Origin of the sequence: Neobacillus phoenicis, from assembly GCF_047302305.1 — a bacterium.
GTDB lineage: Bacteria > Bacillota > Bacilli > Bacillales > Cytobacillaceae > Neobacillus.
This window is the reverse complement of sequence record NZ_CP154847.1, coordinates 1,116,289-1,135,124: the sequence shown is the minus strand read 5'-3', so window position 1 is coordinate 1,135,124 and position 18,836 is coordinate 1,116,289. Positions and strand designations below refer to the sequence as shown.

General features: G+C 43.5%; 23 protein-coding genes and 1 pseudogene. 13 read left to right on the top strand and 11 right to left on the bottom strand.

Annotation, left to right across the window (positions count from 1 at the left end; translation table 11 throughout):
• Positions 1-183 precede the first annotated feature (183 nt).
• The 5 genes from AA0X95_RS06020 (at position 184) to AA0X95_RS06000 (ending at position 5,909) form a co-directional block, all read left to right on the top strand.
• Positions 184-1,110: a LytR family transcriptional regulator gene (locus tag AA0X95_RS06020; RefSeq protein ID WP_413306578.1), complete on the top strand. Its 927-nt coding sequence runs from the start codon at positions 184-186 to the stop codon at positions 1,108-1,110.
• 608 nt (positions 1,111-1,718) lie between these two features.
• Entirely contained in the window at positions 1,719-2,486 is a 768-nt protein-coding gene (locus AA0X95_RS06015) for a CPBP family intramembrane glutamic endopeptidase (protein ID WP_413306575.1), read from the top strand.
• A 50-nt stretch (positions 2,487-2,536) separates the two neighbouring features.
• A complete protein-coding gene (locus tag AA0X95_RS06010; RefSeq protein WP_413306572.1) occupies positions 2,537-3,019 on the top strand; it encodes a hypothetical protein in 483 nt (160 codons plus the stop codon).
• 239 nt (positions 3,020-3,258) lie between these two features.
• Complete coding sequence (locus tag AA0X95_RS06005; protein ID WP_413306569.1) at positions 3,259-3,969, top strand: c-type cytochrome; 711 nt, start codon at positions 3,259-3,261, stop codon at positions 3,967-3,969.
• 203 nt (positions 3,970-4,172) lie between these two features.
• A complete protein-coding gene (locus AA0X95_RS06000; protein WP_413306566.1) occupies positions 4,173-5,909 on the top strand; it encodes a phospho-sugar mutase in 1,737 nt (578 codons plus the stop codon).
• Between the two features lie 41 nt (positions 5,910-5,950).
• On the opposite strand, the gene AA0X95_RS05995 is transcribed toward AA0X95_RS06000, so the two are convergent.
• Entirely contained in the window at positions 5,951-6,124 is a 174-nt protein-coding gene (locus AA0X95_RS05995) for a hypothetical protein (protein ID WP_413306563.1), read from the bottom strand.
• Between the two features lie 498 nt (positions 6,125-6,622).
• On the opposite strand from AA0X95_RS05995, the gene AA0X95_RS05990 reads away from it, so the two are divergent.
• The 5 genes and pseudogenes from AA0X95_RS05990 to AA0X95_RS05970 all read left to right on the top strand — a co-directional run bounded on the left by AA0X95_RS05990 (position 6,623) and on the right by AA0X95_RS05970 (position 7,735).
• Complete coding sequence (locus tag AA0X95_RS05990) at positions 6,623-6,778, top strand: hypothetical protein (protein WP_413306560.1); 156 nt, start codon at positions 6,623-6,625, stop codon at positions 6,776-6,778.
• A 3-nt stretch (positions 6,779-6,781) separates the two neighbouring features.
• Positions 6,782-7,045, top strand: a pseudogene (locus AA0X95_RS05985) (hypothetical protein); the annotation flags it as partial.
• 5 nt (positions 7,046-7,050) lie between these two features.
• Positions 7,051-7,269: a DUF1659 domain-containing protein gene (locus tag AA0X95_RS05980; protein ID WP_413306558.1), complete on the top strand. Its 219-nt coding sequence runs from the start codon at positions 7,051-7,053 to the stop codon at positions 7,267-7,269.
• 37 nt (positions 7,270-7,306) lie between these two features.
• Positions 7,307-7,525 (top strand): DUF2922 domain-containing protein, encoded by a 219-nt coding sequence (locus tag AA0X95_RS05975; RefSeq protein WP_413306555.1) that lies wholly within the window; start codon positions 7,307-7,309, stop codon positions 7,523-7,525.
• 72 nt (positions 7,526-7,597) lie between these two features.
• Positions 7,598-7,735: a YvrJ family protein gene (locus tag AA0X95_RS05970; protein WP_308082283.1), complete on the top strand. Its 138-nt coding sequence runs from the start codon at positions 7,598-7,600 to the stop codon at positions 7,733-7,735.
• Between the two features lie 422 nt (positions 7,736-8,157).
• Here AA0X95_RS05970 and AA0X95_RS05965 read toward each other — a convergent pair whose 3' ends face one another.
• Both AA0X95_RS05965 and AA0X95_RS05960 read right to left on the bottom strand, forming a co-directional pair.
• On the bottom strand, positions 8,158-8,667 hold the full coding sequence (locus AA0X95_RS05965; RefSeq protein ID WP_413306551.1) for a cytochrome c-type biogenesis protein CcmH: 510 nt from the start codon (positions 8,665-8,667) through the stop codon (positions 8,158-8,160).
• Between the two features lie 604 nt (positions 8,668-9,271).
• Positions 9,272-10,327 carry an aromatic acid exporter family protein gene (locus tag AA0X95_RS05960; protein ID WP_413306548.1) on the bottom strand — a complete coding sequence of 352 codons (1,056 nt, stop codon included), beginning with the start codon at positions 10,325-10,327 and terminating at the stop codon, positions 9,272-9,274.
• 214 nt (positions 10,328-10,541) lie between these two features.
• On the opposite strand from AA0X95_RS05960, the gene AA0X95_RS05955 reads away from it, so the two are divergent.
• On the top strand, positions 10,542-10,724 hold the full coding sequence (locus AA0X95_RS05955) for a hypothetical protein (protein WP_413306545.1): 183 nt from the start codon (positions 10,542-10,544) through the stop codon (positions 10,722-10,724).
• 65 nt (positions 10,725-10,789) lie between these two features.
• On the opposite strand, the gene AA0X95_RS05950 is transcribed toward AA0X95_RS05955, so the two are convergent.
• The 6 genes from AA0X95_RS05950 to AA0X95_RS05925 form a co-directional block, all read right to left on the bottom strand.
• Complete coding sequence (locus AA0X95_RS05950) at positions 10,790-11,317, bottom strand: NUDIX hydrolase (protein WP_413306543.1); 528 nt, start codon at positions 11,315-11,317, stop codon at positions 10,790-10,792.
• A gap of 36 nt (positions 11,318-11,353) precedes the next feature.
• Positions 11,354-11,938 (bottom strand): YdcF family protein, encoded by a 585-nt coding sequence (locus AA0X95_RS05945; protein ID WP_413306540.1) that lies wholly within the window; start codon positions 11,936-11,938, stop codon positions 11,354-11,356.
• Positions 11,939-12,030: 92 nt separating this feature from the next.
• The gene (locus tag AA0X95_RS05940) at positions 12,031-14,166 is read right to left on the bottom strand and encodes an MMPL family transporter (protein WP_413306537.1); all 2,136 of its coding nucleotides are present in this window, start codon (positions 14,164-14,166) and stop codon (positions 12,031-12,033) included.
• Positions 14,163-14,570, bottom strand: a complete 408-nt coding sequence (locus AA0X95_RS05935; RefSeq protein WP_413306535.1) for a hypothetical protein — start codon at positions 14,568-14,570, stop codon at positions 14,163-14,165. Before AA0X95_RS05935 ends, AA0X95_RS05940 begins: the two co-directional genes overlap by 4 nt.
• Positions 14,571-14,646: 76 nt before the next feature.
• Entirely contained in the window at positions 14,647-16,020 is a 1,374-nt protein-coding gene (locus AA0X95_RS05930; protein ID WP_413306533.1) for a sensor histidine kinase, read from the bottom strand.
• On the bottom strand, positions 16,017-16,694 hold the full coding sequence (locus tag AA0X95_RS05925) for a response regulator transcription factor (RefSeq protein WP_413306530.1): 678 nt from the start codon (positions 16,692-16,694) through the stop codon (positions 16,017-16,019). The genes AA0X95_RS05930 and AA0X95_RS05925 overlap by 4 nt, the downstream gene beginning before the upstream one ends.
• A 171-nt stretch (positions 16,695-16,865) precedes the next feature.
• On the opposite strand from AA0X95_RS05925, the gene AA0X95_RS05920 reads away from it, so the two are divergent.
• The gene (locus AA0X95_RS05920; protein ID WP_413306528.1) at positions 16,866-17,156 is read left to right on the top strand and encodes a c-type cytochrome; all 291 of its coding nucleotides are present in this window, start codon (positions 16,866-16,868) and stop codon (positions 17,154-17,156) included.
• A 99-nt stretch (positions 17,157-17,255) separates the two neighbouring features.
• Here AA0X95_RS05920 and AA0X95_RS05915 read toward each other — a convergent pair whose 3' ends face one another.
• Complete coding sequence (locus tag AA0X95_RS05915) at positions 17,256-17,681, bottom strand: OsmC family protein (protein WP_413306525.1); 426 nt, start codon at positions 17,679-17,681, stop codon at positions 17,256-17,258.
• A gap of 144 nt (positions 17,682-17,825) precedes the next feature.
• On the opposite strand from AA0X95_RS05915, the gene rpiA reads away from it, so the two are divergent.
• Positions 17,826-18,518, top strand: coding sequence for a ribose-5-phosphate isomerase RpiA (gene rpiA, locus AA0X95_RS05910; RefSeq protein WP_413306522.1), 693 nt, complete (start codon positions 17,826-17,828; stop codon positions 18,516-18,518).
• Positions 18,519-18,545: 27 nt separating this feature from the next.
• On the opposite strand, the gene AA0X95_RS05905 is transcribed toward rpiA, so the two are convergent.
• Positions 18,546-18,830 carry a cupin domain-containing protein gene (locus AA0X95_RS05905; protein ID WP_413306519.1) on the bottom strand — a complete coding sequence of 95 codons (285 nt, stop codon included), beginning with the start codon at positions 18,828-18,830 and terminating at the stop codon, positions 18,546-18,548.
• Positions 18,831-18,836 lie beyond the last annotated feature (6 nt).

Genomic DNA, 18,836 nt, shown 5'->3' with positions numbered 1-18,836 from the left:
AATTTTCACTATATCTATCTGTCATTATAGCAAGAAAATGGCAGAAGTTTGAATATCAAGTCATAGTCCTTGATGCCTCCACACTATTATTTCCATATTTTTTACATACCTCTTAATCTATTTTTTTGTTAACATAGAAAACGATTGTATCTTATTTGTAAGTTTTTAGGAGGTTCTGTTTTTATGAGAGCTCGAAAAAAGAAAAGAAAACTAAGAAAATGGGTAAAAGTGACAGGCACCATCCTTCTTGCTATAGGAATTGGTGGAGGCGTGTACGGTTACTCTGTATATAAATCTTTAAATAATGCGGTTGATTCGATGCATCAGGCGATTGACCGAAAGTCTGATAAGCGCGAGGAACCTGTGGCAGTGGAGGAAAAGGATCCATTTTCCGTTTTAATGCTGGGTGTGGATGAGCGCGAAGGGGACAAGGGGCGCTCGGACACGATGATTGTGTTGACGGTGAATCCGAAGAATCATACGGTGAAAATGTTGAGCATCCCACGTGATACGCGCACGGAGATTGTTGGTAAAGGAAAAGTTGATAAGATCAACCATGCTTACGCGTTCGGCGGCGTGCCGATGGCGATGAATACGGTTGAGGATTTCCTTGATATTCCGATTGATTACTATATCCAGGTGAACATGGAAGGCTTTAAGGGTATGGTGGACGCGGTTGGCGGTGTGACGGTGAATAACGATTTAGAGTTCACGCAGGATGGTTTCCATTTTGCGGAAGGGAAATTGAAGCTGAGCGGTGCAGAAGCGTTGAGTTATACTCGAATGAGACATGAAGACCCTCGAGGCGATTTCGGCCGTCAAATGAGACAGCGTGAGATTATTCAGGGCGTGATCGATGAAGGCGCGAGCTTCTCTAGCTTGAAGAACTTTGCTGGGATTTTTGACGTACTAGGGAAAAATGTGAAAACCAACCTGACCTTCGACCAGATCGTAGCCATCCAAAAAGGCTATGATGTGAAGGATACAACCATTGAGCAGATGGAGCTAAAAGAAGAAGGAACACGGATTAATGACATTTATTACGGGTTAGTATCACCAGAAGAAAAGCAACGCGTGCAAAACATCTTAAGAGCACAACTGGACTTATAATAATGAGTTGGGGACAGTCCCCCGCTGCGTTAAAGCGGTGGGGGACTGTCCCCAACTTTGTGATGATGGTTGCAACAATGTTGGTGGACGATACTTCTACTTCGACTTTCTCTCCTTCTTTTTAGTAAAAAGTAGACGTAGCTGCTTTCTACTTCGATTTTCTCGCCTTCTTTTAGTGAAAAGTAGACGTAGCCGCCTTCTACTTCGATTTTCTCGCCTTCTTTTTAGTGAAAAGTAGACGTAGCCGCCTTCTACTTCGACTTTCTCTCCTTCTTTTTTGGGAAAAGTAGACGTAGCCGCCTTCTACTTCGATTTTCTCACCTTCTTTTTAGTGAAAAGTAGACGTAGCCGCCTTCTACTTCGACTTTCTCGCCTTCTTTTTTGGGAAACGTAGACGTAGCCGCCTTCTACTTTGACTTCCACTCTATCATTCTAGGAAAAGTAAACGTAGATCCCCTCTATCTCAACTATCCACCTCATTTTCCAAAGAAACTAGACGAGAAGCACCAACACAATCTTTCATAATCTCACATACTAAAGAGGAAAATTATGTTAAACTCTAAGGGACTCCTCTTCAAGGAGAACTACATAAGAAAAAGTGGGTATGAATGATGATCCTTAAAAATATACTAGGTTTCTTTGTCCTGTTTGCTGTCTACCATACATCAGAACTAGTAGGCAGTAACCCAATTTTACTCTTTGCCTCCTTTATCCTTTTCTTTATTGCCGCCCACATCGTAGCAAAACTCCGTGGCGAAAAGGGGTTATCCGCCTTCGGGCTGCGAAGACACAAAAAGGCATCCACGAATCTATGGATTGGTTATTTGCTAGGCGTCCTATTTTACAGCGGAAGCTTTGTTGTCTCGGTCTGGACAGGGAAAATTGAATTTGTAGGTATCTTTTCACTGCAACAAATCATCCTGCCCTTGGTGGGAATCATCCTGCTAACCTTCCTCTCCTCTGCGAGCGAAGACATCTTAACCCGCGGGTACGTGTTCAGGTACCTCCCGAAAAATTGGTCACTCTCTACACTAGTCATTATCTCGTCAGTCATTTACGTCCTCAATCACATTTGGCGGATTGGCGACAGCTACACCCAGTGGATCATGCTGTTTCTCATGGGACTAACCTATGCGGTTCCCTTTGCTGTAACACGGTCCCTATGGTTCACCATTGGCTGTCACTGGGGCTGGAATACCGTGTCCCTGTTTAAAAGCCAGATTGGCAATTTTAGTGACTTCAAGGTCGTTGACCATACAACAGACTGGACCTATATAGTAACTATGTTCCTATTCCTGTTATTCGTGTTGGGGACAGTCCCCCACCGCGCTAAAGCGCCGGGGGACTGTCCCCACAATGAAACCATCCTACGATAGCCTCGTCTAAAGGGTAAGTGCAGAAAAACTACAGGGAACGAGGGTATGAAATGAAAAAATTTGGATTAATCTTTGTTGCGATTCTGATTGTGGCCGGCTTGTTTGGGTTCAAAATGGTCACGGCCGACAAAAGTGTGAGTATTAAAACGCAGGTAAAGAATTTTGGTGAAAAAAAGACCAATCAGGTTCCGGAGGATTATACAATAAAAGAAGCGCTTGAAAATGGAGATATCCTACAAGGACAAATTAAAGCGAAACAACGAACAAGGATTAATGAGTTTAAGAAGAACGTCGAAGATGGAAAACCTGACCTCCTTCGTTTTATCCGCTTTAACACGGATGATAAGCCAGGAGAAATAACAGAATTCCAATTCAATGGCGAGATTATCTATTACAGCCAGGAAGCAAGAGATTTTGATGGTCAAAAGGAAGTAGTTAGCGACTATTGCCAAAAAATCGAGAAGTTAAAGAAGCCGTGGAAAGGCACCTTTCTCACACACTGTCTCAATAGCAAAGCAGTTTATGAATTTTAACAAGGAAAAAGCGCTCATCAAGATATGAGCGCTTTTATTGTGCTTGTGCGGGTTTCAAAATCGATCCCCCGTGGTAAACACCACCTATAAAAAACTACTACAACATTCGAACACCCCCCTAAAATACCCCTACCCCTAAAAGTGTCTATTGTGTGACGATAAATGTGAGAACTTTTTGAACCTTGTACCTACGAGGGTAAATACATCCAACTATTACTCTATAATTTTAATTAATCAAATTGGGAGAAAAATACCATAATGACACAAGCAGCGCTCTGGATGGCTATGTAGGCAATAAATTAAACTGTACGAGCTGCCATGCAAACGGCGGTGTCAACAGCTCTCTCGATTTAGTTGGCGTAGCTAAAACCTATCCACAATATAATTCTCGTGCCGGTACAGATGTCACTTTAGAGGATCGGATTAACGGCTGTTTTGTTCGAAGCATGAATGGTAAGCCGCTGCCAAAAGATGGTCCAGAAATGAAAGCAATGGTGGCTTATTATACCTATATATCACAGAATGTGCCTGACGGAACAAAGGAACGACCATGGGCCACACTTAAAAAGGTTCAAGGTGATTTAACGACGGTTAATGCTGAAGCTGGCAGAGAGCTTTACAATAAAGCATGTATTACCTGTCACGGTGAAGGTGGGGATGGCGGTGCACTAGGCATCCCGTTATGGGGAGACAATTCCTATAATATCGGCGCTGGTATGGCAAGGGTTCGAACAGCTGCCGGGTTTATCCAGGCCTATATGCCGAAGTCACCGATGGGTGGCTATGAAGCCGGCTCATTTACCGATGAAGAGGCATTGAATATTGCTGCTTACATCAATAAGCTCAAACAACGTCCAGACTTTGCGAAAAAGGCCTATGACTGGCCAAAAGGTGACGCACCAGACGATGCTGCGTATGAAACACTTGCTGGAAAAAAACAACCACAATAAAAAGGAGGGACTGTCCCTCCTTTTTCGATTAGATGGGTATATATTCGCGCTTAGAACATCCTGGTTGGAACCGAAGCATAAGTTCATTTTTACAAAAGCGCAGGCAGCATAATTCCATAAAAATGGATAAATCCACAATTACACCTTGTCCAAATTACGGACAGGGTTTATTCTTAAAAGAGAAAAAAAAGGAGAGATGGCTTTTGAATTGGACACAACATGCAGATAAATGGTTCTCTTTTTCAGAATTAGAAAAAGATCTAAGTGACAAGTTAGTAGAGATTAAGGATAACACAGGTCTGTTAGAGGATAGCTTCTATAAACACCTTGAATTCGGTACAGGCGGGATGCGCGGTGAGCTTGGACCTGGGACTAATCGTTTAAATACCTACACGATCCGCCGAGCAGCAGAAGGTCTTGCTCAATATATCGTGGAACAGGGCGAAGAAGCCATGAAACGCGGGATCGTGATTGCTTATGATTCTCGTCATAAGTCTCCTGAATTTGCGTTAGAAGTAGCCAAGACGGTTGGAAAGCACGGCGTGAAGGCGTATGTATTTGATGCGCTTCGTCCAACACCAGTCCTTTCCTATGCGGTTCGTTACTTACATGCGTTTTCAGGCGCTGTCATTACAGCGAGCCATAACCCACCGGAATATAACGGCTTCAAAGTGTACGGCGAAGACGGCGGGCAGCTTCCTCCTGAAGCAGCCGATACGATTATCCGTTATGTGAACCTGGTTGAAAACGAATTAGCGGTTGAAGTGGCTGAAGAGCAGGAATTGCTTGCAAGTGGATTACTGACTTATGTGGGTGAAGAAATTGACAACGCCTATGTCGAGCAGTTAAAAACGCTTCAGTTGAACTCGGAAATCGTGGCTAGCGTGGCAAAGGAATTGAAGGTGGTTTATTCTCCATTGCACGGTACGGGGAACAAGCCCGTTCGTGCAGGTCTAAAGGTATTCGGTTTTGAAAATGTGACGGTTGTGGCGGAACAAGAACTTCCTGATGCCAACTTCTCAACAGTGAAATCGCCAAATCCTGAGGAGCATGCGGCCTTTGAATTAGCGATTAAGGTAGGCGACGAAATCGGTGCGGACGTATTGATGGCAACGGATCCGGATGCAGACCGTTTGGGTGTAGCTGTTAGAAATAGCGCCGGCGAATATACGGTTCTTACTGGGAACCAATTGGGTGCCCTTATGCTTGAGTATTTGTTATCGCAAAAGCAAGCGCAAGGAACATTGCCTGCAAATGGCATCGTGATTAAGACAATCGTTACGTCTGAAATCGGTCGTGCGATTGCCGAGCATTACGGTGTTAAAGCGCTGGATACTCTGACTGGCTTTAAATTCATCGGTGAAAAAATCAATGAGTTCGAGCAAACCGGTGAGCATACTTTCCTATTTGGTTATGAAGAAAGCTATGGCTATTTAATCGGTGATTTCGTGCGTGATAAGGATGCTGTTCAATCAGCCATTTTTGCAGCAGAGGTAGCGGCTTATTATAAATCTAAAGACATGACCATGTTCGAAGGTTTGCTGGCGATTTTTGAAAAATACGGTTTCTATCAGGAATCACTTCAGTCCATTACGTTAAAAGGGAAAAATGGTGCGGAACAGATTGCTAGCTTGATGGAGACATTTAGAGCGGAAAGAATGAGTGAAGTGGCTGGAATTGAGGTTGCGGCTGTTGAGGATTATGCAACTTCGATCCGTGTGGCGTCGAATGGCGAAGAAAGCCAGATTGACCTGCCTCGTTCGAATGTATTGAAGTACTTCTTGGCTGACGGGTCTTGGTTCTGCTTACGTCCTTCAGGCACAGAGCCAAAGGCAAAGTTCTACTTTGCGGTGAAAGGCGCGTCATTAGAGGATAGCCAGATGAAATTGTCTTCCATCCAAACGGCAGTAATGAATAGAGTTCAAGAAATTGTCGGATAACTGGTTTTGTACCCTTGTCTATTTTTATAGGCAGGGGTTTTTTAATGGAATAATACCTCATACACAGCTAATGCCACGCATCCTAATCCAATACAAATAACAAATACGCTGACGTCCCGTTTTTCTTTTTGCTCCATTTTCTTCTTATTAAGCTGCTCCCGGTAAATTTGCTGGGCTCTTTGTTGCTTGAAAGCGATTTGGTCTAATTGCCTCATATCTCTACACCACCTATATATGTCTTTATTATTATGACGATGCTGCCGGGGGGATAGTTACAGATGGTGTGGAAAGTTTTGGTTTGCGGGATAAGTTCAGGCATAATTTAATTTGGTCGAAGGTGGCCAGGGAGGCTAGAATTCTATTAGTACAGGCTCCTACAGCGGGCTGCTTGCTATTTACTTAGTCTAAAAAAAGAAGACGTCTACTTTCTCTAATTTTTGTTGCTGAAAGTAGACGTAGACTCCCTCTACTTCTATTTTTGTTAAGTTTGAATTTACGATTATGGGACTGATGGTTATATCAAGATTTCATAGGGATCAGAACATTATTTATAATGCTAGGTAATTCAGTACAAAGAGGTCAGTTTCAAATGAAACCAGGCTCATTTTCATCCCAACTCCTCCCTTCTTTTCCTCAATATGTACCATTTACTACATAATATACTAGGATAGTAGAATGAAGCAGGATGTACTAGAAATATGGGGGGCAAATTTATGAAAAAGGCACTACAGGTTATAGCCTTTGTTACTTATTTTGCGCTACTTTCTTCACCAGTTTCATCCTTTGCAGCAACCAGTGGTACAACTATTGCTAAATACCAAAAAAAGGTGGCCTACTGGACTTACTACAATGCGAACGGTGCATTGTAAAAAGGTTGGCTCCTTCAAAATAGTAAGTGGTACTTCTTTGATGCATCGGGATCTCTTGGATATCTGAAGGAGAATACATTTTGGTTAAGGCCCTTTGTTAAAAAGGGTCTTTTTTATGGTGACATTTTTTTGTGGGGACAGTCCCCCGGCGCAGTAAAGCAGCACAAGAATGGGGGACTGTCCCCCAAAAATGCTCCCCGAAAAAAATTTTTCCCAAGCCTGTCTTTTTTCCCTTTAATTCACTATATAAAGGGTGAAAGGAGGTGAGCGAAATGGCACAAGCGTTTTTAGAAGCGTCAAAGCTTCGAATGCTGTTTGAAACCGGGTTGGATGAGGAAGGAAACCCCATCCTTCGTGCAAAAACGTTTAACAACGTGAAAAGCGGAGCAACCACTGACCAGTTGTTTCAGGCTGCACAAGCAATTAGTGTGTTATGTAATGACAAGCTGAACAAAGTAGAGCGCAATGACAGCACTACCATTATTGCGTAATAATCCTTATGAAAACTAATATATGGAGGTGAATAGAATGGCAAAAACATTGGAATTGGAATTCGGTACGGAGCTTGGTAAGACCGCACGTATTTCCGTTGAGAATCCAAAAGAACCGGTCGATGAAGAGGTCTTGAAGTTATCGATGGCACAGATCATCGCATCAGACGTATTCTCCACAAATAGTGGAAAGCTTGCTGACGTCAAAGGAGCAAGAATCGTCGAACGTAATGTAACCGATTATGAGCTAGTTTAATGCTAGAAAAAGGGACAGTCCCCCACTGCGGTAAAGCAGTGGGGGACTGTCCCTAGAAAGGAGTGAGCTCTCGTGGAACAAATCATTCCGCTCATCAGTGAGGTGGGATTCCCCATCGTTGTCACCCTGTATCTGCTTTATCGGATTGAGTCGAAGCTAGATATGGTGGTCCAATCGATACAGAATCTCCCCGATCGCATGAAGGCATGATCATCTGAATCAGAACCACTTAACTCAACCGAGGTAGGTGGTTTTTTTACATTGGCTGTTTATGTAAACATTGTTGTTATGGAAAATAAGCGGAGTTTTATTCATTTAGAATCAGAGCTACACTGCGAAAAAGCTTGCAAATCGGATTGCCAGCCTTAGAAGAGTAACCAATAAGCGGAGTTTTTCCGCTTATTTGCAAAATCGAGCTCATTTCGGAGTAAATAAGAGGAGTTTTTCCGCTTATTCAAAGAAAAGTACCCCATTTTTGCGTTTTAAAATCAAATAAGCGGAATATCTCCGTCTATTTGAGCTAATTTACAACCAGTTTCCCAAATAAGCGGAATTCCTCCGCCTATTTATTTTAATGACCATTAAAAAAAGGTAGACAAAAGCAACAATGTCTTAGAAAAGAGCCTTTACATTTAATAGAAATTCATTTTCTTCCTCTCTTCTTCGATCATGGCTATGTAAAGTTCTGTCTCAAGCTCTTTTTCCGACTCCGTGTCCTCCGCCATGACAAGTTCAGGGCGATTGCTTTTCCATTTTTTAAAAATAAAAAATAATAGAATAGAGACCACTGCCAATAAAAGATATGGAGTCATCCAAAGCGTAAGATTAAACCCTTTGGCCGGAGGATACAGTAACGCCTGTACGCCTAGTTCATTTTCATAATAGTCTAGGATTTCCTGTTTGGACATCCCTTTATCGAACATCTCCACTACGTCTTTATAGTATTCCTGTTTGACCGCACATGACGACAGATCGTCATTGCTATGCCCATCCATCGCCAGCATGTCGACTGTCGCCCTAAACTCTGGGTCACTGTAACTAATGCCAGTCTTCGTCTTCGCCTTCGCTTCTATAACCGCAACGTTTACTGTCGTCACCATGGTAAGCAGGAAACACACCATCACAACTACCAGTCGCTTCATAATTAAACCTCCAAAAAATCGATACCTGTTAAGGCTACATTAGCTTACTGATCTGTGGCGGGCAATATGATTTACAGCTTTCATAAAAGATTCCTAGAATAAGTTAAAAATAGCCCCAAAGGGTCATGTTCGGTTGATTTGAAGCTATATATAATGCGTTTTCAGGGTTTTAAAAAGATGGACTACTGTCTCTTTCCCATTTCATTTTGCCTATACCATGATTAAGGGTAAATTGTTATCTGAAATGCGGGCCTACAAAAAACAGGAGGAACGAAACGACTTTCCATAAAGCCTGGGGCACAGGTAAAGGCAATGCTCGTTATGTTCATGTGGAATTATGTGAGACATGCGATCATGCTAAGTTTATAGATTCCTATTGTCGCTATTGCTGGCTCATCTCCCATCTTTTGAGAGAACGGAATTTAAAGGTGATTGATGGGCAAACCGTGGTTTCCCATGCATGGTTATCTAAAAATCTCGGCGGTACAAACCACATGGACCCGCTTGCCTACCTCACTTCTCATGGCGCTCTAAAAGAATAACACATGAAAGTCCCTTCTCCCTTGAGTTGAGCCATTTTATTGGAAATCAATTAAAAATGGGGTCAGTCCCCCGCTGCGTTAACGCAGTGGGGGACTGTCCCCATTTTGATTTCGTCTAGTATACCATTAATGGCTAATAACTCATATAGCAGCACGATTTGTGGTTGGAAAATATGGTGGCCCTGTTCCCCATCTTGTTCCTTCTGTTCCATCTGAGCATGACGGAACTGTCTTACCAGTTCTTGGACTAACTCGCGATGAGAATCAGGAATTTCAAAGGGGTGATGACAAAGAATTGATTTCAAGGAGTCAATCGTCGAGAGAATAACTCGTCGGTTTTCCTCCACTAGTGACAGTTTATTTGCAGGAAGAGCCTTTAAATTCCCTAAATGATAGATCAATTGATGCAAAAGCATTAACTTTTTATATTCGTAGTGGTAGGTCCTCACTTGGTCACGAGTAAACGGGTGATACCTCCATTCTTCTTTCTGGTATTTACACAGTGTTTCAATAGTTTCTATATCTTTTTCTAGCTTCCTAAATTGTAAGGTTGTTTCCTTATGGAGTGGCTGATGACTCATAATTTCCTGCCCTCTTTTTTCAAGGAAAGAACCGGCTTCGTTAAAAAGCTGCTGAATTTTCTTAATTATGTTCTCCGAATAATCTGGACGAATCACTAGAAGATTGACTAACGAAGAAACCACTAAACCTGTGGTGGTTGTTCCCAGCCTTACCAAAAAGGAGACTACATATTGATCATGGACTGTAGAGATCATTGCGACCCCTGTTAAAGTAGCTACAACAATCCCATCATGTAGCCGAAGAGCATTACAAGTGATGATAGTTCCTAAAGCAACCAATGTATAGGTAAACGGAGTATCCCCTAGGGCAAACGTAAATAACACCGAATACGCCGCACCAATGGCGGAAGCCGGAAAACGAATAAATGCTTTTTTTATGGAGTCATGAACAGTCGGTTCTATCGTGACGATCGCTGTGATGACCGCGAACATCTCCGGCCATTTTAACAAGTAACAAATAACTGAAGTTAACAGGACAGCAATGCCTGTCTTAACGATCCGACCACCAACAAATTTATTCCTCTTTAGAAGCCCCATAATACCTACCCTCTTCGAATCTAGTTCTTTATATTATATCGTACTCTAAAGAAATATGGGCCATTCACATCATTTCTTAATGTTGTGGGGACAGTCCCCCACTGCGCTAAAGCGGTGGGGGACTGTCCCTACGTATGTTTTTTGGTATTTTCGGCCATACTCTTTCTAGGAGAACATTAGATTAGAAGCTTGATATGTTGGGGAGAGTGGAAAAGTGGAGAATCTTCATTTTATGTTTAGTGAACTTTCGGTATTGAAAAAAAAGGATCTGGACGAATGTAACGAGGAGCTTACAAACGGCAGCCATAGCGCGATTGTCAGAAAAGCGTTGATGGTGTATAAATCAGAGTTACTTGAATGTCTTGAGCTGTATGATCGTTACCTGGATGTTAAATAATTTCGATAGCAAATAAGGAGGGCTTTGAAGCTCTCCTTTTTTTGTTTGTAACGAATATAAATTAATCAGTCAGTCAGAAACTTATATCGTAAGACAGCCGCCAATCCCGCACCATGCTTGAATTCGCCTTGGCTAATCAATTCCTTTAATTCTTCCATTGATAGATAATGCAGCTCAATTTGTTCACTGCTTTCTAAATTTTGGACAGAAGGAGTCAAGCCGGCTGCGGCAAACAAGAAGATTTCCTCTGTTGTTGAGCCAGGAGAAGGATAAAAGCTACCTAAATCCAGCCAATGCTCCGCTACAAAACCAGTTTCTTCCTCTAGTTCTTTTTTGGCACTGTCGATTGGAGTGGGGTCGGTAGGGTCAATCATCCCAGCCGGAAGCTCCCACTCCCAGCTTTTTAGGGCGTGGCGGTATTGTTTTAGACAGATGACTTCTTTGTTTTCTGTGATGGGAAGCACGCAGACTCCTTTTGCAAAATCCAAATAGGAAAAAGTCTTCTCTTCGCCGTTTGGCAAGACCACCTGATCAATCGCAATCCCAAACCTGTCCACCTTTGCTGAAGTGGAGTTTTTTACTTTCCAAGTCATATTCTTTTCCTCCTTCTATTCATCGAGTGTAATTTCCTAATAATTCTTCCCAAACGCATATCCGGTCATCTTCAAATACTCGGTAATCGTGATCATGATGCTCTTATTGTTGCTCCACCAACGCGCTTCATTAAAATGAGGATCCTTTGCACCTGTATAATATAGCTTGATCTGGCTACCCTGAAAGTCGCGGTCGAAAATCATCTTGACGCGTTTCATATGAAAATTGGAGGATACCACAATAGCAGAGTGAATAGGATAAGACTTAATGATTTGCTTAGTAAATTCCGCATTTTCATAAGTACTGTCGGCTCGGTCCTCGAGGATAATCGCCTCTTCTGGTACACCAAGCTGACGGGCGTGATTCTTCATTAACTGGGCAGCAGTTACATCGTTATAAGTAATCCCACCAGAAATAACAAAGTATTTACCATAGCCCTGATGATATAGCTTTGCCGCCTTTTCCACCCGTTCCCCTTTGTCGCCGCTTAACACAATAATGGCATCAGACTTTTGGATCTTTTCATCAACAACAAGAAACTTCCCCGCATTAACGACGAAAATAACTAGAAGAATGGCAAAAAATAATACTACAAAAATCCTCCATCTTCGCTTGATCATGAACTATCCATCCCTTATAATTTACTATTTTCCACTATATCCTTTCCAGCGGCCAACTTCAATTAAAAAGGTGGGGACAGTCCCCCGGCGCGTTAAAGCGCTGGGGGACTGTCCCCTTTTTGAGCTGTCCTATGTTTGGTGGTTAATACCATTAATGCCGGTATCGCAATAGGCCTTACAATGAAGGTGTCGAGGAGGACGCCGATTGCTACTGCAAAGCCGAATACTCGAAGCTCCATGACGGGTTGCGTGATTAAGACGGCGAAAGTGGCAGCCAGGATGAGACCCGCTGAGGAAATGACTCCTCCTGTTTTACCCACACCCTCCCGAACCGCGTCCTTAATCGGCAACTGCTTTTTCTCTTCACGAATGCGTGAGATGAGCATGATGGAGTAGTCCACACCCAATGCCACTAAGAACACAAATGTATATAAAGGCGTACGGTAGCTAATCCCCGGATACCCTAGTAGGTCTTGGAAAACAAAGATACTCAACCCTAACGCTGCTCCGAAGGATAAAAGAATCGTAGCCATCATATAGAGTGGTGCCAAGAAGGACCTGGTTTGAATACCAAGCATCACCATGATCAATACCGTCATAATCAATAGGATCCGAATTTCATCCCCATGGCTGGCTTGACGGATATCGGCGTTTTGAGCCGTTTCACCTGCAATCAATAACTTTGCTTCCTGAATGTGACTTGCTTTTAATAGAGTAGCAGAGTCCTCTCGAAGTCTCTCGATATCGTCAAAAGCCTTCTCCGAATACGGGTTATGTTTCAACACGAGATTGATTTTTACCACATTCCGCTGATGCTCTGCATAGGGATTTCCTTGAACTTCCGCTTTGGAAACAGAATCCTGGCGATTTAATTCCTCTACCAAACGGTGAATCTGCTCCTGGGACACCTCTTCTTTGGCATTCACAATCACCGTACTTGGGGCAATCTCACCGGCAGAAAAGGCATCATTTAATCGAGCAAAGCCTTGAATAGAGGACATCTCCTGCGGAAATGAATCCAGCAGGTTGAACGAGTACTGAACCTGTCTGATCATCGAGGAACATAACACCAGCACCAACACAATCGGAACCAAAGAAACCCATGGTTTGGCTGTAACAAAGCGGCCAATTTTATGCCAAAATCCTTCTTTTCCCGCGCCCTTTACCACCACCGCCCGTTTTCGTGGATTAGCAGGCCAAAAGGCTTTTTCCCCTGCAATCGCGAAAAGCGCAGGTAGTAACGTTAAACCCGAAAGAATCATCAGGGCGACTGCGACAGCGAATACCGGTGCAAACCCACGATACGGTTCGTACACGGCAAAAAACAAAGTCAGCATACTTAAAAACACCGTTCCACCACTTAAGAGGATGGGTTCTTTTACGAACCCTAAGGCTGTTTTCATGGCATCATTTACCGGCAAGCCTTTTTCCAATTCCTCTCGGAAACGGGCAAATAATAAGAGCGAATAGTCGGTAATCACCGCAAATAATAAAATCATCATAATCGATAAGGCCTGGCTGTCGATGGCAAACCACTCATACTTTCCCATCAAACCTAGTAATCGATCGACGACTGAATAAGAGATACCCGCACCAATCAACGGAATCAAGGCTAATAAGGGCGAGCGGTAAATGACGATTAACAATAGAAAAATTAACCCCACGGTTGCGATGATTAATACCACATCTGCTTTTGAAAACATTTCATACGTATCTGCCACGATGCCGGCAGGACCCGTGAAATAGGTGTCTAGATTCGGCGACAACCCGTTTGCCACTTCTTTTTTCAGCCCATCCATCGTGGTTTTCACCACTTTGTTTTCCAGCCCACTTGGAAATAAGACTGGTAAAAAGAACGTGGTTTGATCCTCTGAAAAGAAGGACGCGCGTGCTTGCGTAGGCATCTTTGATAACGGGATTATGGTTACATCCTGCTCCGCCTCACCCACCGCTTTTTCAATAACAGTGATGGCTTTTTCCACATCAGGCTCCTTCAAACCCGTTTGGTCATAGACCACTACAAACAACGGAACCCCTTCAGAAGAAGGGAAATACTGTTTCAACGCTTTTTCTGCTTGAATGCTTGCCGCCGTTTCCGGTAGTCCAGCGTTTATATTAGGCGAGGTTTGCTCCTTAGCACTTGTTGCAAACAGGGAAAGTGCGGCAGCTCCAACAAGCCAGGCCAGCAAAATTAGCAACCATCGTTTTTTCTCTTTTAAAATTTTCATGATGCTTGCTCACTTTTGATCGGCTCGATCATGAACGTGACGATGATGAATAAGACGAAACTAATTAGTAAAATAGTGCCGCCTACAATGTAAAAAATTAAGGCAAATGTTTCATTGATTTCAAATGGCCTGACCAGATGGAGCCACATCCCTGCGGGCAATCCAACGGCACCGATTCCCGCCGTCCAGCCATGCGCGGCTACTAGTTTAGATGACTTGATTTTAAACATCCGGTAAAACAATCCCCATACAAAAATCGATAGCCAACCGACCACTAAAATGTGGGCGTGAACCGGGCGTATTTGGTAATTTCCTGACCCGGCCATGTCTGAACCGATGATGGCTCCTAACAAACCAAAGATAGCCGCGAGGCGGATGAGTCGAATACTCCATTTACTTTCCATTATGTTAACCCCCATAGTTTTTATTTCTACGGTGACTATAGTAATTGGTTAACATGAACTCTATATGAACTTTACGTTACAAATAGGGAAGCTTGATGGTAAAAATGGTGCCTTCGTTCGGTGCACTGGTGACGTGGATTTCTCCTTTATGGAGCTCGATAATTTGTTTCACAATCGATAATCCGAGACCGGTTCCCTCCTCTGATCGCGATTTGTCAGCCCGGTAAAAACGTTCGAAAAGCTGTGCTTTCTCAGCATCCGTTAGACCTATACCTGTGTCGCTCACAGTCACTTCTAGTCCCATTTCTTTTGCTTCCAGCCGAATGTGGATTTCGCCTTCCGGAAGGTTATATTTAATGGCATTAGTCAAAAGATTATCCCAAACATTTTCTAATAACGCGGCATCGCCCTTATACGTCGTCGGTTCCATATCCATCAGTAAGTTAATTTGCTTTTCCTCCAACCACCAGCGATATTTGGTCACACAGCCTTTTAACTGCTCATCTAACTCAAATTCTTGGTACTTCACCATTCTTGTCGATTGATCAAGTGTGGTTAATAGTAACAGCTGACGGGTGAGCTTCGATAACCGTTTGGTTTCTGACTGGATGATTTCAGCATAATTTTCACGGTCCTCTTCCGATAAATCGGTTGATTTTAATAAGCCGGCATAGCCTTGAATATTCAGCAGTGGCGATTGAAAATCATGGGACACATTGCTGATAAACTCCTTACGAATCTGATCATTCTCCTGAAGCTGTCCGACCATCGTATTAAAACTCGCTGCCAGCTGACCGATTTCATCACGACGGTCAATGTTCAGCTGGGTATCATAGTTTTCATGGGCAATCCGTTTGGTTGCCTCCGTTAACTGTGTGATAGGAACAATCAATAGCTTGGCCACTACCAACATTAGCAATAGGCTTAAAAATGCGGTTCCTAGGATGAGGCCGCCTAAAAGGGTATGAACCTCACTAAATAACAGCTTGATATCCGGTCTGACAAATAGTGCATAGCGCTTGTTTTCAAAGGTAAACGGAACGCCGATTGTGTTCGACAATTCGTTGGCAAAAAAACCAGTCACAAATGTCTGACGAGGAAATTCGCGCATCCCATGATAGATGTACCCGTCTAGTACCTTTTTCACAGAGGATGCTTGTAAATCTTGTACGCGATACTTTCCGCCGTAAAAGTGGCCCTTGCCGGATTCATCGACGACATAAAGCTGGTAGCCGATTTTCCCCACCGTCGAAAGGTAATCGGATAAAGGGAGCTTCGGGGCTGCCTCAATATGAGCGGCAATGGCTTCGGCGATTTCCACATTTTTCTTATCATTCCGCTCTTTCATCACGCTTTGGTAATAGGTGTTTGTGAGTAAAAACCCGCAGATGGTGCTGAACAGCATGATCAGAATGGTTGTAAGTGCAAATTTTCCATATAACGATTTCATGAGTGATGTACCTCTAGTTTATAGCCCACTCCACGGACGGTGCTGATTTCAACGTCTTTTGAGATTTTCGCGAGGCGCTCGCGGATTCGCTTGATATGGGTGGTAAGTGTTTGTTCGTCTCCCTTATAGTCATAGCCCCAAATTTTCTCCATTATGGTGGCCCGTTCAAAGACTTGGTTGGGCTTTGAGGCAAGTAAGGAGAGCAATTCGAATTCCTTCAGTGGGAGGAGTAAGGTGCTTGCGCCTGCGGTGACTTCGAATCGCTTCCGATTGATCATGATGGATCCCACTTGTAGCATGGTATCTGTCGGTTTATCATATCGCCGGAGGATGGCGGCGATGCGGTACAGCAGTTCCTTGGGTTCGAAGGGTTTGACGATATAATCGTCTGACCCAGCCAGGAACCCCTTTTCCTTATCTTCTAGTTCCCCTTTGGCTGTCAGTAATAGTACAGGGATGTCGTGTTCATCTCTTATTTTTTTCGTCAGTTCATAGCCGTTCAACCCCGGCATCATCACATCCACGATGGCCAAGTCTGGAAGTTCGTTTTCTAAAATTCTAAGGGCTTGGATGCCATTCTCCGCCTTAAGCACCTGATATCCCGACTGGGTTACATGAATGCTAACTAAATCAAGTATATGTTTATCGTCATCCACGACTAAAATTTTCCTCATATGAGTGCGCTCCGTTTCTTCATTTTGGAGGGACAGTCCCCCGTTGCGCTAAAGCGCTGGGGGACTGTCCCTCCAAAAAGTTTTGTCTTTGTTCATAAATGGGAAGGTTATCCCGGTCCAACCTCCATTAAGATGGAGATAGGAAATCAGTATTTGTTTGGAGGAGACATCGTGAATCGACTTTGGGCTGTTGTAGCACTCACGCTTTTATTATTATCCGGCTGTTCTTCTGGTAGTTCGAGTTCTGCCAAGGATGGCGAAACGATTTACAAGGAAAATTGTTCAGCCTGCCACGGTGACCAATTACAGGGCGCTGTTGGTCCGCCTGTAGTCAATATGAAGGGGAAGCATTCAGAAGAGGAAGTCCTGAAGATCATCAGTGAGGGTACCCCTAAGATGCCTGGGAATTTACTTGGGGATGAGGAATCAAAGATTGTGACCAAATGGTTGATGGAGAAATAGATAGGTGGGTAAGGCTGGGTCGCGTTCGTGCATCGTCGTACGCGACCTTTTTCTTTTGAGTATTTTCCTTATGCGGCTCGTAGAACCCGCTTCACACTATTAAATCGATTGTTGACCCTTCACCCCATTAATCGAATAGCTGGCGCTTATTTCTGCACTTAAGGAATGGGAGACCGAGCAATATTTGTCCTTTGACAGCTGGATGGCCCGTACTACCTTTTCCTCCGGCAAATCTCCTTCTAAAGCATAATGAATGGTAATCGTGGTAAACTTTTTAGGATGGTCATCCGCCCGTTCACCCTTTACATCCATATGAAAAGACGAAGGCTCAAGACGCATTTTATGCAAAATCGAGATAATATCAATTCCTGTACAACCTGCGACTGCATTCAAAAGCAATTCCGTCGGCCTTGCGCCTGTATTCTCTCCACCCACTTCTGGAGCGGCATCCATCTTAATCTCATGTCCAGAGGGAGTCGTCCCCGAAAAAGCCATCTTCTCATTCCACTTAACCGATAATTCCATCTATACATTACCCCTTTCATTATGTTAATTTTACCAAAATCAAGCGGGTTTATGTTAATAAAAGGGGACAGTCCCCCGGCGCGTTAAAGCGCTGGGGGACTGTCCCCAAAATATGGTATGATTAAATAAAAAGAGGTGAGCCCTATGTTAAGTTCAAATGACTTAAGAAAGAAAGCCGCTGCTGAGAAGGCAGCTGAGTTTATTCAGGATGGGATGACGATTGGCTTAGGTTCCGGTTCAACCGTGTACTGGCTATTAAAAAGACTGGGTGAATTAGTGGAGCAAGGGCTTCAAATTAAAGGGATTCCTTCCTCAAGACGGACCGAAGGCTGGGCCCGTGATTTCAAGGTACCATTAACCGATTTCTCCCAAGTGCAAAGCCTCGATATAGCGATTGATGGGGCAGATGAAATCGATCCCGATTTTCATTTAACCAAGGGCGGGGGCGGATCTCTTGTACGGGAAAAAATCGTAGATGCCCGTGCAAAACAGCTCATCATCATCGCCGACGAATCAAAAATGGTCCAAACATTAGGAAAGTTCCCTCTTCCCATAGAAGTGGTGCCCTTTGGCTGGGAAGCGACCGCTCAAAGAATCGCGGAGCTTGGTGCCACGCCGGAAATACGAAAAAAAGACGGAGACATTTTCGTCTCTGATAATGGCAACTATATTTTGGATTGTCACTTTCAAACCATTGCGAACCCTGCTGAACTACATAATCAACTCAAACTATTAGTGGGTGTTGTGGAAACCGGCCTATTTATCGATATGACAGACACCGTTATCATCGGAGCCGAAACCGCTGAAGAGATTAAAGTCATCCATAAAAACAAGTAAGGAGAGGCAGTCTATGCCTCTCCAGTTTTATGTCTGATCCACAAGGTCCTTCCGAATAGGGGTAAAAATGTCTAAAATCACACATTCCTCTAATACCTTGACCTGGTGCACAACATTCGATGGGATATATTGTTTATCACCTTCAGCCAAGATTCTCTTTTCCCCATTTACTTCAAATTCTACTTTTCCTTTTTCAATATAGCTGATTTGTTCCTCAGGATGCTGGTCCACATCCCCGACAAACCCTTCAGCTAAATGAACTTTTACTAACATTAACGAACCGTCGCTGCTTAAAATTTCTCGTTTTACCATGATGTC

Excerpts from the sequence above, each read along its gene's own strand:
- AA0X95_RS06020 (WP_413306578.1), top strand. The coding sequence starts at position 184 with ATGAGAGCTCGAAAAAAGAAAAGAAAACTAAGAAAATGGGTAAAAGTG.
- AA0X95_RS06015 (WP_413306575.1), top strand. The coding sequence starts at position 1,719 with ATGATGATCCTTAAAAATATACTAGGTTTCTTTGTCCTGTTTGCTGTC.
- AA0X95_RS06010 (WP_413306572.1), top strand. The coding sequence starts at position 2,537 with ATGAAAAAATTTGGATTAATCTTTGTTGCGATTCTGATTGTGGCCGGC.
- AA0X95_RS05995 (WP_413306563.1), bottom strand. The coding sequence starts at position 6,124 with ATGAGGCAATTAGACCAAATCGCTTTCAAGCAACAAAGAGCCCAGCAA.
- AA0X95_RS05990 (WP_413306560.1), top strand. The coding sequence starts at position 6,623 with ATGAAAAAGGCACTACAGGTTATAGCCTTTGTTACTTATTTTGCGCTA.
- AA0X95_RS05980 (WP_413306558.1), top strand. The coding sequence starts at position 7,051 with ATGGCACAAGCGTTTTTAGAAGCGTCAAAGCTTCGAATGCTGTTTGAA.
- AA0X95_RS05975 (WP_413306555.1), top strand. The coding sequence starts at position 7,307 with ATGGCAAAAACATTGGAATTGGAATTCGGTACGGAGCTTGGTAAGACC.
- AA0X95_RS05965 (WP_413306551.1), bottom strand. The coding sequence starts at position 8,667 with ATGAAGCGACTGGTAGTTGTGATGGTGTGTTTCCTGCTTACCATGGTG.
- AA0X95_RS05960 (WP_413306548.1), bottom strand. The coding sequence starts at position 10,327 with ATGGGGCTTCTAAAGAGGAATAAATTTGTTGGTGGTCGGATCGTTAAG.
- AA0X95_RS05950 (WP_413306543.1), bottom strand. The coding sequence starts at position 11,317 with ATGACTTGGAAAGTAAAAAACTCCACTTCAGCAAAGGTGGACAGGTTT.
- AA0X95_RS05945 (WP_413306540.1), bottom strand. The coding sequence starts at position 11,938 with ATGATCAAGCGAAGATGGAGGATTTTTGTAGTATTATTTTTTGCCATT.
- AA0X95_RS05940 (WP_413306537.1), bottom strand. The coding sequence starts at position 14,166 with ATGAAAATTTTAAAAGAGAAAAAACGATGGTTGCTAATTTTGCTGGCC.
- AA0X95_RS05935 (WP_413306535.1), bottom strand. The coding sequence starts at position 14,570 with ATGGAAAGTAAATGGAGTATTCGACTCATCCGCCTCGCGGCTATCTTT.
- AA0X95_RS05930 (WP_413306533.1), bottom strand. The coding sequence starts at position 16,020 with ATGAAATCGTTATATGGAAAATTTGCACTTACAACCATTCTGATCATG.
- AA0X95_RS05925 (WP_413306530.1), bottom strand. The coding sequence starts at position 16,694 with ATGAGGAAAATTTTAGTCGTGGATGACGATAAACATATACTTGATTTA.
- AA0X95_RS05915 (WP_413306525.1), bottom strand. The coding sequence starts at position 17,681 with ATGGAATTATCGGTTAAGTGGAATGAGAAGATGGCTTTTTCGGGGACG.
- rpiA (WP_413306522.1), top strand. The coding sequence starts at position 17,826 with ATGTTAAGTTCAAATGACTTAAGAAAGAAAGCCGCTGCTGAGAAGGCA.
- AA0X95_RS05905 (WP_413306519.1), bottom strand. The coding sequence starts at position 18,830 with ATGGTAAAACGAGAAATTTTAAGCAGCGACGGTTCGTTAATGTTAGTA.